The following is a 15864-nucleotide window of genomic DNA, read 5'->3' as shown; positions in this document are numbered from 1 at the left end:
GGCGTGGCCACCACGGCTGACCCCGCCCGTACGCCACACTGCTCGCGTGACGTACGCCGATCCTGCGCGTTGCCCGGGGTGCGGTGCGCCGGCGACCGGGGCGCCCGTGTGCCCGCGGTGCGGTGTGGAGCTGACCGGGCAGCTGGCCAGGGATCTGCTCGCGCACCTCGCTGAGTCGGACCGGTTGCTCGCGCAGATGCGCTCGGAGGCCGACGTGCGCCGCCGGGGCCGGACGGGGTCCGTGGACACCGCGCCGGGTGCTGCGGCGCCGGGTGCTGCGGCGCCGGGCGTTGCGGCGCCGGGCGTTGCACCTCGGGCGGGCGCGGCCGCTCCTCCGGGCGCCTGGCAGCCGGCCTGGCAGCCGCGGGCGCCCGAGCCGAGCGGGGCGCGCGGGCCGTCGGTCGGTTCGGTGCTGCTGGTGCTGGGTGCCCTGTGCCTGGTCGTGGCGGCGTTCGTGTTCGTGGCGATCTCGTGGTCGGTGCTCTCCGAGGCCGGTCGTACGGCCGTGCTGGCCGGCGTCCTGCTCGCCGTGGGTTCCGCGGCTGCGTGGTCGACCCGTCGGCGGCTGCGCGGGACGTCGGAAGCGTTGTGGACCGTCGCGTTGGCGGTCGCCGCCCTCGAGATCGGACTCGCTGACCAGGCCGGTGTGCTCGGGCTCGATCGCGTGGACGGTGCGGCCGTGGCGGTGGCCGGTTCGGTCGTGGTCGGCCTGGCTGCGGCCGGCGTCGCGCTCTGGTCCCGTCGCGTCGCCCCGACGGTGGTCTCGGCCCAGGTCGCCATCGGGTTGGCGGTCCTGGTCGCGGGTCTGGCCCTCCCGGCCGCCGTGGAGGTGGAGCCGACGTGGGTGGGGACTCCGGTCGCGCTCCTCGCCGCGCTGGTGATGGTGGGACTGGTCGTGCTGGGGCTCGAGGTCGCGGCGTGGTCCTCCGCGGCCGCGCTCGCCGTGCTCGAGTCGGTCGCGTGGCTCACGCTGGTCGTCGGCCTGCTGAGCGAGCCGGACCTGCGCGAGCACTGGTCGGGTCCGGTCGGCGCGATGCTCGTCGTGCAGGCGGTCGCTGCTCTGGGGGTCGCCTGGCTGGTTAGTCGGGTCCTCGCCCGGCATCCCGGCGTGGTCCTCAGTGCGCAGTCCCTCGCGACGCTGCTGGCGGTCGTCACCGTCGCGCTCCTCGTGGTGACACCCGCAGGGGCGAGCGGGATCGACGCAGCGGTGGTGTCGTGGGTGCTGCTGCCGGTCGGGGTGGCCCTCCTCGGCCACGTCGTCCACGGCGGTTGGGGGATCGGCGTCCGTGTGGCCGTGGTGCCGGTCGCGCTCGGGCTCGTCGCCGGGCTGGCGGAGCTCGCCCTGTCGCTGGTGGAGGCGCTCGCGCGGGCTTGGTCGCCGTGGTTCGAGGCGGGCGTCGGTCAGCGGTTCGACACCCGCTACGGGCTGGAGACCTGGGTCGCGGTGTGGCTCCTGCTCGGCCTCGCGGCGCTCCTGCTGACGGTCGCCGCGTGGCGCTTCCGTGCCGCGGTCGTCCTTCCGCTCACCCTGCGGACGCTGGCGGCGGCTCTCCTTCCCGTCACGGTCGGCGTCCTGCTCGTGGTGATCGGGGCGCCGGTGCTCGTCGTCGCGCTCGTCGCGGTGATCGCCGGCGTGGTCTTCGGAGTCGTCGGCGCTGCCGGACTGGTGGGGGAGGAGCCGCGGATCCGGACCGCCTGGGTCTCTGCGGGCGTCGTGATGGTCGGCGTCGGTGCGTTGCTGCCGCTCGGGTCGGCCTGGGCCTCGGCGATCACCTGGTCGGTCGGCGCGGTCGGCCTGGCGGCCGTCGCGGTCGCGGCGCGTCCGGGTGCGGTCCGCCGGGTCGTGGTGGGAGGGGCGGCGCTCCTCGCGATCGCGGCCGTTCCCGCGTTCGCCGGTGCGCTCGGCGCGCCTGTTCCGTGGATCGCCGCGGCGGCGGGTGCGGCCGCGGCACTGGTCGTCGTGTCGGCGCAGGTCCGCGGGATCGCCGCCGACGTCCGCGAGTCCGGGGAGTTCGTCGGCTGGTCCGGCTCGGGAGCGGTGATCGCAGGCGCGCTCGTCGCCGGTCCCGTGGCGGCTTCGGCCGCCTTGACGGCAGTGGGGGCCGGCGCCGTCGTGACGGGTCTGGTCGCGCGGGACCGGCGCCCTGCGGCGCTCGCGGGCTCCGTGCTGCTCGGCGTCGCGTACGTGCTCCGTCTCGCGGCCGCCGGTGTGGACGTCGTCGAGGTCTACACCGCGCCCTTCGCCGTGGCGCTGCTGGTGGCCGGCGGCGTCGTGATGGCGCGGAGGCCTGGGTCTCGGACGTCGGTCGTGCTTCTCCCGGGCCTCGTCCTGGCGACGCTGCCCAGCCTCCCCGGTGCCCTCGAGGACCCGGTCGGCCTGCGCGGGCTGCTGCTGGCGGCGGGTTCCGTCGCGATCCTGGTGCTCGGGGTCGTCGCGCGGTGGCAGGCCCCGTTCGTCGTCGGATCCGTGCTCGTGACGATCCTCGTCCTGCGGCAGGTCGGACCGTTCCTGGCCGACGTCCCGCGCTGGATCCCGCTGAGCGTGCTCGGCGTCGCGCTGCTGGCGGTCGGTGCGACGTGGGAGGCACGGGTGTCCGATGCCCGAGCGACCGCGGCGTACGTCCGACGCCTGCGCTGACCCGACCCGTCGCGCGGGATCGCGCCCCCGCCCGCGCCGTCCGGTCGTCGGTGAGCTGGTTCCCACCGGGGTCCGGCGTCGGTGAGCTGGTTCCCACGGAACACGCGCGCGTGGGAACCAGCTCACCGCCGTCGTCCACGGAACACCCGTGTGTGGGAACCCGCTCACCGCCGTTGTCGACCAAACACCCGTGCGTGGGAACCAGCTCACCCGCCTGGGGCCGGCGGGTGTTCCGGGGCCGCCCGCGCGGTCCGGCCGTAGGCGCTCGGAGGCGATCCGTCAAGATCTACCGTCGGTCGGCGACCTCTGCTTGGATGGCTTCGCGGACGCCAGCCCCGACCGGAGGAGCCGGAGTGGAGATCGTCGATCTGACGACCGAGCACGCTGACGACATCGTCACTTGGAGGTATCCGGAGCCGTACGGCTGCTACGACCTCACCGGCATGGAGCCGCAGCACTTCACCGACCTGACGAACGGCTTCTTCGCGCTCGTCGACTCCGAGCGGTTGATCGGCTACCGGTGCTACGGAGCGGAGGGGCAGGTGCCCGGGTTCGCCTACGACGACCGGGCGCTCGACATCGGCGGCGGGCTGCGGCCCGAGCTGACCGGTCAGGGACTCGGCCACGAGGCGATCTCGACCGCGCTGGACTTCGCCCGCGCGCGGTTCGCGCCGTCGCAGTTCCGGGTGACGGTTGCAGAGTTCAACGTCCGTGCGCTCAAGGTCGTCGACGCCCTGGGGTTCAGCGCGGTCGACAAGTTCGAGTCGCCGGCGAACGAGCGACCGTACGTCGTTCTCACCCGAACGGCCTGACCGACCGCAGGTCGCTGCGTTCCGCACCACCCCCGTGCGTACGAACGCAGGCGCCGGTGTGCCGGCACGCGAGACCGACTCGTGTCGCGTGCCCGGGCGGCCAAGAAGTTTGATAACGTTTATCTTGACATCGAGATACATCGCGAGGTTAGGCGATCCTGACCGAGCATCGCGGTCGCGACCGCGCAACGATAGAGGGCGGAGCCGGGCCCGCCCGCGCGCGGCCGACGGCCCGACGGAAGACCCAGACGAGGAGAGGCGATGGCCAGCGTCAACAGCTTCAACGCGAAGGACACCCTGCAGGTCGGGGACGAGGCGTACGAGATCTACCGCCTCGATGCGGTGAGCGGCGAGGGGCTGGACGTCGCCTCGCTGCCGTACAGCCTCAAGGTGCTGCTCGAGAACCTCCTGCGCACCGAGGACGGCGCGAACATCACCGCCGACGACATCAAGGCGCTCGCCGGGTGGGACGCCGACGCGGACCCGAGCAAGGAGATCCAGTTCACGCCCGCCCGCGTGATCATGCAGGACTTCACCGGCGTCCCCTGCGTCGTCGACCTCGCCACGATGCGCGAGGCGATGGCCGACCTCGGCGGCGACGCCGGCAAGATCAACCCGCTCGCGCCCGCCGAGATGGTGATCGACCACTCCGTGATCGCTGACGTCTTCGGCACTCCCGGGGCCTTCGAGCGCAACGTCGAGATCGAGTACGAGCGCAACCGCGAGCGCTACCAGTTCCTGCGCTGGGGGCAGACGGCCTTCGACGACTTCAAGGTCGTCCCGCCGGGCACCGGCATCGTCCACCAGGTCAACATCGAGCACCTCGCCCGCGTCACGTTCACCCGTGAGGTCGACGGCGAGACGGTCGCGTACCCGGACACCTGCGTCGGCACCGACTCGCACACGACGATGGTCAACGGCCTCGGCGTCGTCGGCTGGGGTGTGGGCGGCATCGAGGCCGAGGCGGCGATGCTCGGGCAGCCGGTCAGCATGCTGATCCCGCGGGTGGTCGGCTTCAAGCTGTCGGGCGAGCTGCCCGAGGGTGCGACCGCCACCGACCTCGTGCTCACGATCACCGAGATGCTGCGCCAGCACGGCGCGGTCGGGAAGTTCGTCGAGTTCTACGGCTCCGGCGTCTCCGCCGTCCCGCTGGCCAACCGCGCCACGATCGGCAACATGAGCCCGGAGTACGGCTCCACGATCGCGGTCTTCCCGATCGACGAGGAGACCACCACGTACCTGCGCCTCACCGGTCGCAGCGAGGAGCAGATCGCGCTCGTCGAGGCGTACGCGAAGGAGCAGGGCCTCTGGCACGACCCGGAGGCCGAGCCGCGCTACTCGGAGTACCTCGAGCTGGACCTGTCCACGGTCGTTCCCTCGATCGCCGGTCCGAAGCGGCCGCAGGACCGGATCGCGCTCACCGACGCCAAGCTGTCGTTCCGAGCCTCGCTCGCCGACTACGTGGACGCGGACATGGTCGAGCCCGCCGGCTACGACGAGGCCTCGGAGGAGTCCTTCCCGGCCTCGGACGCCCCGGCGTACCACGGCGCGAACGGCGCGCCGGCCCCGACGAACCACCTCACGACGGCCCCGGCCGACTCGGGCCGGCCGAGCAACCCGCAGACGGTGACGCTCGAGGACGGGACGACGTTCGACCTCGACCACGGTGCCGTGACGATCGCGGCGATCACCTCCTGCACCAACACCTCGAACCCGTCCGTGATGATCGGGGCCGCGCTGCTGGCGAAGAACGCGGTCGAGAAGGGCCTGACCCGCAAGCCGTGGGTCAAGACCACGCTGGCGCCGGGCTCGAAGGTGGTCTCGGACTACTACGAGCGCTCCGGCCTCACCCCGTACCTCGACAAGCTCGGGTTCAACCTCGTCGGCTACGGCTGCACCACCTGCATCGGCAACTCCGGCCCGCTGATCCCGGAGGTCAGCCAGGGCGTCAACGACGGCGACCTCGCGGTCACGTCGGTCCTGTCGGGCAACCGCAACTTCGAGGGGCGGATCAACCCCGACGTCAAGATGAACTACCTGGCGTCCCCGCCGCTCGTGGTCGCGTACGCGCTCGCCGGCACGATGGACACCGACCTGTTCGAGGACCCGATCGGCGTGGACACCGACGGCAACGACGTCTACCTGCGCGACATCTGGCCCTCGCCGGCCGAGGTCGAGGAGGTCGTGTCCGGCGCGATGTCGGCCGACACCTTCAAGAGCGAGTACGCCGACGTGTTCGCCGGCGACGACCGCTGGCGCTCGCTGCCGACACCCGAGGGCGACGTCTTCGCCTGGGACACCGACTCGACGTACGTCCGCAAGGCGCCGTACTTCGACGGCATGGCGCTCGAGCCGTCCCCGGTCACCGACATCGCCGGTGCGCGGGTGCTGCTCAAGCTCGGCGACTCGGTCACCACCGACCACATCTCGCCCGCCGGCGCCATCAAGAAGGACAGCCCGGCGGGGAAGTACCTCGCCGAGCACGGGGTCGCCCAGCGCGACTTCAACTCGTACGGGTCGCGCCGCGGCAACCACGAGGTGATGATCCGCGGGACGTTCGCGAACATCCGGTTGCGCAACCAGCTCGCGCCGGGCACCGAGGGCGGCTTCACGCGTCGGCTCGACACCGACGGTGAGGTGACCACGGTCTTCGAGGCCTCGGAGAGCTACCAGGACGCAGGGATCCCTCTCGTCGTGCTCGCCGGCAAGGAGTACGGCTCGGGCTCGTCGCGCGACTGGGCCGCCAAGGGCACGGCCCTCCTGGGCGTCAAGGCCGTGATCGCGGAGTCCTACGAGCGGATCCACCGTTCGAACCTGATCGGCATGGGCGTCCTGCCGCTGCAGTTCCCCGACGGCGAGTCGGCGGACTCGCTGGGCCTGAGCGGCGAGGAGACGTTCGAGATCACCGGCGTCACCGCGCTGAACGACGGCGAGACCCCGCGGACGGTGAAGGTGAAGGCGGACGACGTCGAGTTCGACGCCGTCGTGCGGATCGACACCCCGGGGGAGGCGAGCTACTACCGCAACGGCGGCATCATGCCGTACGTCCTGCGGTCGCTGCTCTGACCTGCCGCGTCCGGACCGGGCCCGCCGCTCCTCACGAGCGGCGGGCCCGGTTTTGTTGTGACAGTGACGAAATCCCGTTCCGCGTGCTAGCGTCACGGCGATCGCGGCGCCCGGCCGCAGTCGAGCCAGGAAGGACGTCACCGTGCCGCTCCAGCAGCGTCCGACGGGCCGCGGTGCCAATCAGGAGGCCGTACGCCGGCACAACCTCGGCACGCTGCTCGGTCACGTCCACCACGACGGCGACGTGTCGCGGGCGACGCTCACGACCCGGATGGGCCTGAACCGCTCGACGATCGCGGCCCTCGTCACCGAGCTCGAGCGGCTCGGTGTGGTTGCGCAGTCCGTCCCCCGCGGCGAGCGGTCCGGCGCCGGCAGGCCGTCGCTGCACGTACGCCCGGGTCCGCGCGAGCTGTACGTGCTCGCGGTCGAGGTCCGGGTCGAGACCGTGGAGGTCGCGCGGATCTCCCTCGGGGGTGCGATGACCGACCGGCGCATCGCGATCGTCCCCGACGGCGCGACGCCCGACGTCGTGGTCGACCTGATCGCGCAGACGGCCGCACCGGTGGCCGCGAGCGCCGCGGAGGAGGCGCTCCTGCTGGGTGTCGGGATCGGCGTCCCCGGGATCGTCACCGTCGACGACCGACGGATCCACTCCGCGCCCAACCTCGGATGGGACGAGGTGGCCTTCGGTGACCTCGTCGCGCAGCGTCTCGGGAGCGCGCTGCCGGTCACGATCGGCAACGACGCCAACCTCGGCGTCCTCGCGGAGCACACCCGGGGTGCGGCACGCGGGATGACCGACGTGATCTACCTGTCCGGCGACGTCGGCGTCGGCGGCGGCCTCGTCACCCGGGGCCGCTCGATGCTGGGCACCGTCGGCTACGCCGGCGAGGTCGGGCACATGCGGGTCCGCTCCGACGGGCGGCGGTGCCGCTGCGGGAGCTACGGCTGCTGGGAGACCGAGGTCGGCGCGGTGGCGGTGGCGGAGGCACTCGGCACGCCCTCGCACGACATCGCCCACCTCGCGACGCTCCTGGAGGGAGTGCGCAACGCGTCCACGCCCCTGCGCGACGTCGGCCGGATGCTGGGCGTCGGGATCACGAACCTCGTCAACATCTTCGACCCGCAGGTCGTCATCCTCGGCGGGTTGCTCAGCGCGCTCTACCCGGCGGTGCGGACCGAGGTCGACCGCGAGTGCGCGCACGCCATCCTCGACCCGAGCGCGCGCCGTACGGAGGTGCTCCAGGCCGGCCTGGGGCGCGACTCGGTGCTGTTCGGAGCGGGCGAGCTGGCGTTCGCGACCGTCCTCGCCGACCCCGTGCACGCGGTTGCCGAGGCCGAGCGGGTCGGGAGCGCGGCCGTCGTCGGCTGAGGTCGTGCTCAGGCGGTCCGCAGCTCCTTCTCCAGCGGCGTGGGGAACGACGGGACGACCGGCGCTCCGTCGAGCAGAGCAGCGATCCGCTGCGCCTCCGTGTCCGTCGCGTCGCTGACGTCGCCTCCGACGTCCTCCAGCAGCGCGGTGACCACCTCCCCGTCCGGCCGGACCGCCCACCCACCGACGACCCGGCCACCGCTCCACACCGTCGGACCCACGTTGCCGAAGCGGTCGAACAGCCGGTCGGCGTGGGGTCCCAGGAACCAGCCGCGCTCCTTCCAGCCCATCGGGGTCGGGTCGAGCGCCGGGAGCAGGGTGACGCGGGCAGGGTCGGGATCGCCGATCCCGAGGTCGGTCGAGTCGAGCACGAGCCCGGGCCCGCACGCGAGCTCGACCTCGCGCACGTCGGGGAGCGCCGCGACGGCGGCGCGGGTCTGGGTCTTGCTCCAGCCCGCCCACCACTGGAGGTCGTCGAGGGTGGCGGGCCCGAAGACCGCGAGCCACCGGTGGGCGAGCCGTGCGCGGGCGTCGGGCTCGGACAGCTCCTCGATGCCCTCGGGGAACCAGTCCGTCACCGGTGCCCAGACGTGGTGGCGCGAGCGCCAGTCGCCACGCGGCTCGGAGCGCACGATCACGCCCTCGGCGGAGAGCCACGCCAGCGCCGGTGAGGTCGCGTTGCGCCGGACGTCCCACCGCTTGTCGGTGGTCGGGAGGAACGCGGTCCGCAGGGCGGGCACGTCCTGCGCCAGCTGGGCCCCGCTCGCGGTGCCGCGCTCGGCCAGGGACGCCTCGACACCGCGGGCGACGTCGATCAGCCAGGCCTCGGGGTCGGGCACCTCCGGGTCGGTCGGGAGATCCGCGAGCTGGCGCACCAGGCGGGTCCGCAGGGTCCGGGCCACGCCCAGCGACGCTCCCGCGTGGACCATCGGCACGTCGTCGCGCTCCACCACGAACAACGTCCGGCGCATCGCGAGCACGCGCACCAGGCTGCGTCGCTCGTACATCGCTGCGCGCACGTCGTCGATCCCGGCGCCGGCGCGCCGGGCGAGCACCGAGAGGTAGACCGTCGCAGGGTCGGTCGCGTGCAGCGCGAGCACCCGCCGCACGACCGCCTCGACGCTGTCCGGCCGCTCGGCTCCGAGCGCGTGCTGAGCGACCAGCCGGGCACGCCGTTGCGCGTCGAGGATCCGCATGGACCCATCCTGGCGGAGCCCACCGACAGCGGCGCGTGCGGTCGTACGGCCCGTAGGGTGGGCGCCGTGACGATCCACTCCGAGCACCCGTTCGTGCCGCCGGAGCCCGAGCGCGACCCGCTGCGGCGGTTCCGCGGGCGGCTGGCGCAGCCGGTCACGGTCGTCACCGCCGGTCGGGGCGACGACCGCGTCGGTCTCACGGTCTCGTCGGTGCTGGTCGCCGAGGGCGACCCGGCGCGGGTCGCGCTGCTGGTCGACGAGGACTCCGACCTGGCGGAGACGCTGCGGCCGGGTGAGGCGTTCGTGGTGAACGTGCTCGGCTGGGCCCAGCGTGGCCTCGCCGACCCGTTCGCCGGGACGGGGCCGGCTCCTGGGGGCCCGTTCCGTCTGGGGGAGTGGAGCGAGTCGGACTGGGGCCCGGTCCTGGTCGGCTCGGTCGGGTGGCTCGGTGCGCGGGTCACCGGTGAGCCTCGACCGCTCGGCTGGCCGCTGCTCGTCGACGCTGCGGTCGAGCAGGTGACCGTCTCGGACGACGATCCCGCGCCGCTGACCCACCTGCGCGGCCGCTACCGCCGCGCCGACTGACCTCTCCGTGCCCGATTCGTCGAGCTGCGGACGGAAACGACGGGGCGATTCGCGCCGCAACCCGACGAATCGGGGACGGTCAGGACTCGAGGGCGGTACGGATCCGTGCGGCGACCTGCTCGGCCTCGCCGTCGGCGTAACGGGTCCGGGGCCAGAAGAACCCGCGCAGGCCGTCTCCCTTCGTCCGCGGTACGACGTGGGTGTGCAGGTGCGGCACCGACTGCGAGACCACGTTGTTCACGGCCACGAACGTGCCTTGGGCCCCGAGCGAGGCCGGGAGCACCGCCGAGACGCGGCGGACGAGCGTGAAGTACGGCGTGAGCAGGGCGTCGGGCAGGTCCGGCAGCGTGACGACGTGGCTGCGCGGGGCGAGCAGCACGTGACCCTTGAAGACGGGACGATGGTCCAGGAACCCGATCATGTCCGCGCCGTCGTGCACGATCGGGGCATCGAGCTCGCCGGCGACGATCCGGCAGAACACGCAGGACCCCGGATCCGGCGGCTGGGCAGAAGGCATGGAGGCATCGAACCATGAGGCACGGCCTGGCACGTGAGGAGCTGGCGGCGCGGACGCTGGGTCGTCAGTTCCCTCGGATCGGCGCACGCGACGAGTCCGCCGTGACCGATCTCCTCGCGCGGCTCGGCCCGATCCAGACCCAGGTCCCGCGGGCGGTGTTCCTCACCGCGTCGTCGCGGCTGCCGGGGATCGCGCACGCGACGCTCGTGGAGGCCTTCGAGCGCGGTGCGGTCGTGAAGGGCACCACGCTGCGCGGGACGGTGCACACCACCACCGCTCGACAGCACGCCTGGAGCGCCGCCGTCTCCGGTGTCCGTCTCGACGCCTCGCTCCGCACGGCCCTGCGGCTCGACCGGGTCGACGCCGCGGCCGTCCGCGCGGAGACGGAGCGGCTGGCGAGCGGCGGCTGGATCGATCGCGACTCCTTGGTGGACCGGGTTGCGGCCTGGCTCAGCGATCACGAGAGCGAGGGGTCCGGGCTGGTGGTCGACAGCCACGGACGCAACGTCGTCTGGGGCGTGCCCACCCTGGTCCGACGTCCCGCGGACCGCCGCTGGCACACCCGCACCGACACGCTGCACCGCCGGGCGCGCGAGGTGTACGCGGACGCCGTCGACGGGGCCGACGACGCCCCGGAGGCGGCCCGCGCCGCGCTCGTGCGGGTGCATCTCGGCTCGTACGGCCCCGCGACCCGGCGTGACGTCGCCTGGTGGCTGGGTGACACGCTCGGCGCCGTGGACCGGGCGATCACCGCGCTCGGGGACGAGGTCGTCGTGCTCGCGGACGGCAAGGATCCGGTGATCGACCTCGCCGACGCCCCCGCGGACGAGCGCGACGACGTGGGGCTCCGTCTGCTGCCGGAGTTCGACGGTCTGATGCTGGGGTACGCGCCCGCCACCCGCGACCGGTTCGTCGACGCCGCGCACCTGCCGCGCATCTTCAACCGCGTGAACGGCGCCTGCTGGCCGGTCGTGCTCGACGGCGGACGGATCACGGCGGTGTGGCGTCCGGTCGGGTCCGGTCGGAGCGTCGCTGTGGACGTGCGGACGCTGCCGGGGGAGCGGACACCTGACGAGGGGAGCGTCGTGGCAGGGGCCGCTGCCGTGGGCACGGTCCTCGGTGTCGAGATCGCGGACGTCCGGGTGGGTCCGCTGTCCGACTGAGCCGGTGTCCGGTCGCGTCGCAGTCTTCCGGGCGGGGACGGGCGTCGTTCACGTGGCGTTCGCCGACCGTTGGTCTCGTTCGGGGAGCGTGCGGGAGGTTCATCCCCCACCTGAGGAGCAGCATGTCCCGCACCTCGCGCCGCACCGCCGCCGGCCTCGCAGCCGCAGCCGTCGCCGCCGCGCTCGTCCCGTCGATGCTGTCCGGTCCCGCCGACGCGCACGGCAAGCCCAGCCACGGCAAGCCCAGCCACGGCAAGCCCAGCCACGGCAAGCCCAGCCACGGCAAGCCCAGCCACGGCAAGCCGCACGCGACGGCCGTGTTCGACCGCACCGCGACGTACCCGGTCTTCCAGAATCTCCCGGCCGACGTCGACCCCGACTCCGAGACGGTCGCGGAGATCTCGTCGGTCTCACCCGACGGGCGGACCCTCGTCTACACCGATGCGCCCGGCAAGCGGATCGGGTTCGTCGACCTGGCCGACCCCGACGCTCCGGAGGGCCTCGGCACGCTGTCGCTCGCCGAGCTCGGCGACGCCGACGACGAGCCCACCTCGGTCGCCGTCGTGGGCGACTACGTGCTCGTCGTGGTGAACACGAGCGAGTCCTTCACGAACCCGTCGGGTCGCGTCGACGTGGTCCGGCTGTCCGACCGCACCCGCGTCCGCAGCCTGGACCTGGGTGGTCAGCCCGACTCGATCGCGATCAGCAGCGAGGGGGACCGGGCCGTCATCGCGATCGAGAACGAGCGGGACGAGGAGGCGACCCCGGCGGGTGGTGAGGAGGGCGACCTGCCGCAGCTGCCCGCCGGCTTCCTCCAGGTCCTCGACCTGGACGGTGCACCGGCGGCGTGGGAGGCCCACCGGGTCGAGCTGACCGAGCCGGACGGCACGGCCCGCGCCGACTTCGTCGCGGCCGGCGTGGTCGAGCCGACCGATCCCGAGCCGGAGTACGTCGCGATCAACGGCCGCGACGAGGCCGCGGTGACGCTCCAGGAGAACAACGCGGTCGCGATCGTCGACCTCGAGTCCCGTGAGATCACGTCGGTGTTCTCCGCCGGCTCGGTGACGCTGGACGGCGTGGACGCGACCGAGGACGACGACATCGCCCTCACCGACACCCTCACCGACGTCGTGCGGGAGCCCGACGCGGTCGCCTGGGTCGACGACGACCACCTCGCGACCGCGAACGAGGGAGACTGGCACGGCGGCTCGCGCGGCTGGACGGTCTTCGCCGCCGACGGCAGGGTCGTGTGGGACGCGGGCACGTCGTTCGAGCGGATCGTGACGCGGCTCGGCCTCCACAACGAGGACCGTGCCGGCAACAAGGGCGCCGAGCCCGAGGGCATCGCGGTCGCGACCTTCGGGCGCACCCGCTACGCCTTCGTGGGCTCGGAGCGGTCCAACGTCGTCGCCGTCTACGACGTCGACGATCCGGCGAAGCCGCGCTACGTGCAGTCCCTGCCCACCACCAACGGTCCCGAGGGCCTGCTGCCGATCCCCGGCCGCGACCTGCTCGCGGTCTCGAGCGAGGAGGACTCCGCCGCCGACGGCGTGCGGGCGACCGTGTCGCTGTACGAGCTCGGTCGCCGCACGCCTTCGTTCCCCTCGATCGAGTCCGCCGACGACCGCGGGAACCCGATCGGATGGAATGCGCTGGGAGCGCTCAGTGCCGATCCGCGCTCGAAGAGCCGCTTGTGGACCGCCGCCGACAACGTCGTACAGCCCGCGCGGCTCTACGCCGTGGACACGCGGCGCACGCCCGCGCTGATCACGCGGACCCTGCCGATCACCGAGGCCGGGGCGCCGGTCGAGCTCGACATCGAGGGCGTCGCCGCGCGCGAGCAGGGTGGCTTCTGGCTCGCCTCCGAAGGGGAGACCGGCCCGGAGAACGAGCTGATCCGCACGAACGCGGCCGGTGAGGTCCGCGAGCGTGTCACCCTCCCCGCGGAGATCGCGGCGCACGTCGGGAAGTGGGGCCTGGAGGGGGTCACTCTCACGAACGACCGTTCGGGCGAGCACGTCTGGACCGTCGTCCAGCGGCCGCTGTGGACGGACCCGGCGAGCACCGGCTCGACCGTCGACGGCGCGGACGTCGCCCGGATCGGCCGCTACGACGTCGCGGGCGGCACCTGGCAGTGGTACGGCTACACGATGGCCTCGACGGACGCGTCCGGCGACTGGGTCGGCCTGTCGGAGATCACCGCGCTCGACGACGACACCCTCGCCGTGATCGAGCGGGACAAGCTGAACGGTCCGTCCGCCCGGCTCAAGCGGGTCGTCGTGGTCGACGTGCCGTCCCGGCCCGCGCGCGCCGGCCTCACGATGGTGCGGCCGCGCCGGACGGTCGACCTCCTGCCGGAGCTGGAGGCGACGCACGGCTGGACCCAGGAGAAGCTCGAAGGGTTCACCGTCGGGGGAGACGGGCGGGCGTACGCCGTGACCGACAACGACGGAGTCCAGGACGCCACCGGCGAGACGGTCTTCCTGCGGCTCGGCAACGCGCGCGTGCTGCTCGGTGGCGGCCACCCGGGCCGGGGGTACGGCCACCGCTGACGGGGGAACGGGGGGTAGGGCTCGATGACCTAAGATCGACAGAAGCCCTACCCCCCACCCGACGGAGGACCATGGCCACGCTCGATCGCATCACCCAGCCGAGCGATCTGCGCGGACTGACCGATGCCGAGCTCGACGAGCTGGCCGAGCAGATCCGGGAGCGGATCATCGCCGCGGTCGCGACCCACGGGGGTCACCTGGGTCCCAACCTCGGCGTGGTCGAGCTCACGATGGCGATCCACCGGGTCTTCGACTCGCCGGCGGACCGGGTGGTCTTCGACACGGGCCACCAGGCGTACGTCCACAAGATGCTGACCGGCCGCGCCGGCGCCTTCGACGGCCTGCGGACCGAGGGCGGGCTGTCGGGATACCCGAGCCAGGCCGAGTCCGACCACGACGTCGTCGAGAACTCCCACGCGTCCACCAGCCTCTCGTGGGCCGACGGGATCGCGAAGGCGAACGCCCTGGCCGGCCGCGACGACTACGTGGTCGCGGTGATCGGCGACGGCGCACTCACCGGCGGGATGGCCTGGGAGGCGATCAACAACATCGCCGCCGACTCCGACCGCCGTCTCGTGGTGGTCGTGAACGACAACGGGCGCTCGTACCGCCCGACGGTCGGCGGCCTCGCGAACCACCTCGCGTCGCTGCGGACCAACCCGCGCTACGAGCCGATGCTGCGGGCCGTGCGCGACCGTCTGACGAGCATGAACGTCGTGGGGCAGACGGCGTACGAGGTCCTGCACGCGATGAAGAAGGGCCTGAAGGACGCGCTGTCGCCGCAGGGGATGTTCGAGGACCTCGGCCTGAAGTACGTCGGTCCGGTCGACGGCCACGACCGCGAGGCGCTCGAGAAGGCGCTCACCCAGGCCAAGCAGTTCGGCGGTCCGGTGCTGGTGCACACGTTCACGACCAAGGGGCACGGGTACGACATCGCGGTCGCGAACGAAGAGGACCAGATGCACCAGGCGAAGGCGTTCGACCGGCTCACCGGGACGGCGCTCGCGGTGGAGCCGGCGTCGTGGACCTCGGTCTTCCGCGACGAGATCGTCCGCATCGGCGACGAGCGCCCCGACGTGGTGGCGATCACGGCGGCGATGCTGTCGCCGACGGGCCTGGACGCCTTCGCCGACAAGTTCCCCGAGCGGACCTTCGACGTCGGGATCGCCGAGCAGCACGCCGTCACCAGCGCGGCCGGCCTGGCCTTCGGCGGGATGCACCCGGTCGTGGCGATCTACTCGACCTTCCTCAACCGCGCGTTCGACCAGGTGCTGCTCGACGTGGCCCTGCACCGCTGCGGGGTCACGTTCGTCCTCGACCGTGCCGGCGTGACCGGCGACGACGGCCCGAGCCACAACGGCATGTGGGACCAGTCGATCCTCCAGGTCGTCCCGACGCTGCGCCTGGCCGTCCCACGCGACGGCGCGCGGCTGCGCGAGCTGCTGAACGAGGCGGTCGCGGTCGACGACGCGCCGACGGTGGTGCGGTTCCCGAAGGGCCCGGTGGACACCGACGTCGAGGCGATCGACCGTCTCGGGGGTTGCGACGTGCTGGCCCGGGAGGGCGACTCCGACGTCCTGATCGTCGCGGCGGGCCCGATGGCCGCCGTGGCCCTGGATGCGGCGCAGCGCCTGCGCGAGCACGGCCTCGGCGTGACCGTGGTCGATCCGCGGTGGGTCAAGCCGCTCGACCCGGCGCTCGTGGATGCGGCTGCCGAGCACCGCCTGGTGGTGTCGGTGGAGGACAGCGGGCGGGTCGGAGGCATGGGCTCCGTGCTCGCGCAGATGCTGGCGGATGCTGCCGTGACGACGCCGATCCGGGTCCACGGCGTGTCCCAGGAGTTCTTCGACCACGCCAAGCGCGCGGTGCTGCTGGAGCGGATGGGCCTGACCGGCGAGGCCGTCGCGGCCGACGCCCTGCAACGCCTGGGCTGATCCCCGGCCGGCGGCTCCCGGCGTCCGGA

The 15864-nt window shown here is 73.0% G+C and carries 10 protein-coding genes; 8 read left to right on the top strand and 2 right to left on the bottom strand.

Features of this window, described 5'->3' with window-relative positions:
* The first annotated feature begins 46 nt into the window (after positions 1 to 46).
* The 4 genes from CLV56_RS15555 to CLV56_RS15540 all read left to right on the top strand — a co-directional run bounded on the left by CLV56_RS15555 (position 47) and on the right by CLV56_RS15540 (position 7888).
* A complete protein-coding gene (locus CLV56_RS15555) occupies positions 47 to 2638 on the top strand; it encodes a DUF2157 domain-containing protein (RefSeq protein ID WP_157805188.1) in 2592 nt (863 codons plus the stop codon).
* Between the two features lie 353 nt (positions 2639 to 2991).
* Positions 2992 to 3450 (top strand): GNAT family N-acetyltransferase, encoded by a 459-nt coding sequence (locus CLV56_RS15550; RefSeq protein WP_100415241.1) that lies wholly within the window; start codon positions 2992 to 2994, stop codon positions 3448 to 3450.
* 261 nt (positions 3451 to 3711) lie between these two features.
* Complete coding sequence (locus tag CLV56_RS15545) at positions 3712 to 6516, top strand: aconitate hydratase (RefSeq protein WP_039345098.1); 2805 nt, start codon at positions 3712 to 3714, stop codon at positions 6514 to 6516.
* A gap of 142 nt (positions 6517 to 6658) precedes the next feature.
* A complete protein-coding gene (locus CLV56_RS15540; RefSeq protein ID WP_039345101.1) occupies positions 6659 to 7888 on the top strand; it encodes an ROK family protein in 1230 nt (409 codons plus the stop codon).
* An 8-nt stretch (positions 7889 to 7896) separates the two neighbouring features.
* On the opposite strand, the gene CLV56_RS15535 is transcribed toward CLV56_RS15540, so the two are convergent.
* Positions 7897 to 9084, bottom strand: coding sequence for a winged helix DNA-binding domain-containing protein (locus CLV56_RS15535; protein ID WP_039345103.1), 1188 nt, complete (start codon positions 9082 to 9084; stop codon positions 7897 to 7899).
* 66 nt (positions 9085 to 9150) lie between these two features.
* Between CLV56_RS15535 and CLV56_RS15530 the strand changes: the two genes are divergently transcribed.
* A complete protein-coding gene (locus CLV56_RS15530; protein WP_100415496.1) occupies positions 9151 to 9669 on the top strand; it encodes a flavin reductase family protein in 519 nt (172 codons plus the stop codon).
* 79 nt (positions 9670 to 9748) lie between these two features.
* On the opposite strand, the gene CLV56_RS15525 is transcribed toward CLV56_RS15530, so the two are convergent.
* A complete protein-coding gene (locus tag CLV56_RS15525) occupies positions 9749 to 10186 on the bottom strand; it encodes an HIT family protein (RefSeq protein ID WP_039345110.1) in 438 nt (145 codons plus the stop codon).
* 14 nt (positions 10187 to 10200) lie between these two features.
* Here CLV56_RS15525 and CLV56_RS15520 point away from each other — a divergent pair, with 14 nt between their 5' ends.
* From CLV56_RS15520 to dxs, 3 genes are all read left to right on the top strand, one after another.
* Entirely contained in the window at positions 10201 to 11349 is a 1149-nt protein-coding gene (locus tag CLV56_RS15520) for a DNA glycosylase AlkZ-like family protein (protein ID WP_039345113.1), read from the top strand.
* Between the two features lie 122 nt (positions 11350 to 11471).
* The gene (locus CLV56_RS15515) at positions 11472 to 13901 is read left to right on the top strand and encodes an esterase-like activity of phytase family protein (RefSeq protein ID WP_100415240.1); all 2430 of its coding nucleotides are present in this window, start codon (positions 11472 to 11474) and stop codon (positions 13899 to 13901) included.
* Positions 13902 to 13972: 71 nt separating this feature from the next.
* On the top strand, positions 13973 to 15835 hold the full coding sequence (gene dxs, locus CLV56_RS15510; RefSeq protein WP_039345115.1) for a 1-deoxy-D-xylulose-5-phosphate synthase: 1863 nt from the start codon (positions 13973 to 13975) through the stop codon (positions 15833 to 15835).
* The last annotated feature ends 29 nt before the right edge of the window (positions 15836 to 15864 follow it).

The organism is Mumia flava, from assembly GCF_002797495.1.
In the GTDB taxonomy this organism is placed as follows: Bacteria; Actinomycetota; Actinomycetes; order Propionibacteriales; family Nocardioidaceae; genus Mumia; species Mumia flava.
This window is presented reverse-complemented; position numbering and strand designations above follow the sequence as displayed.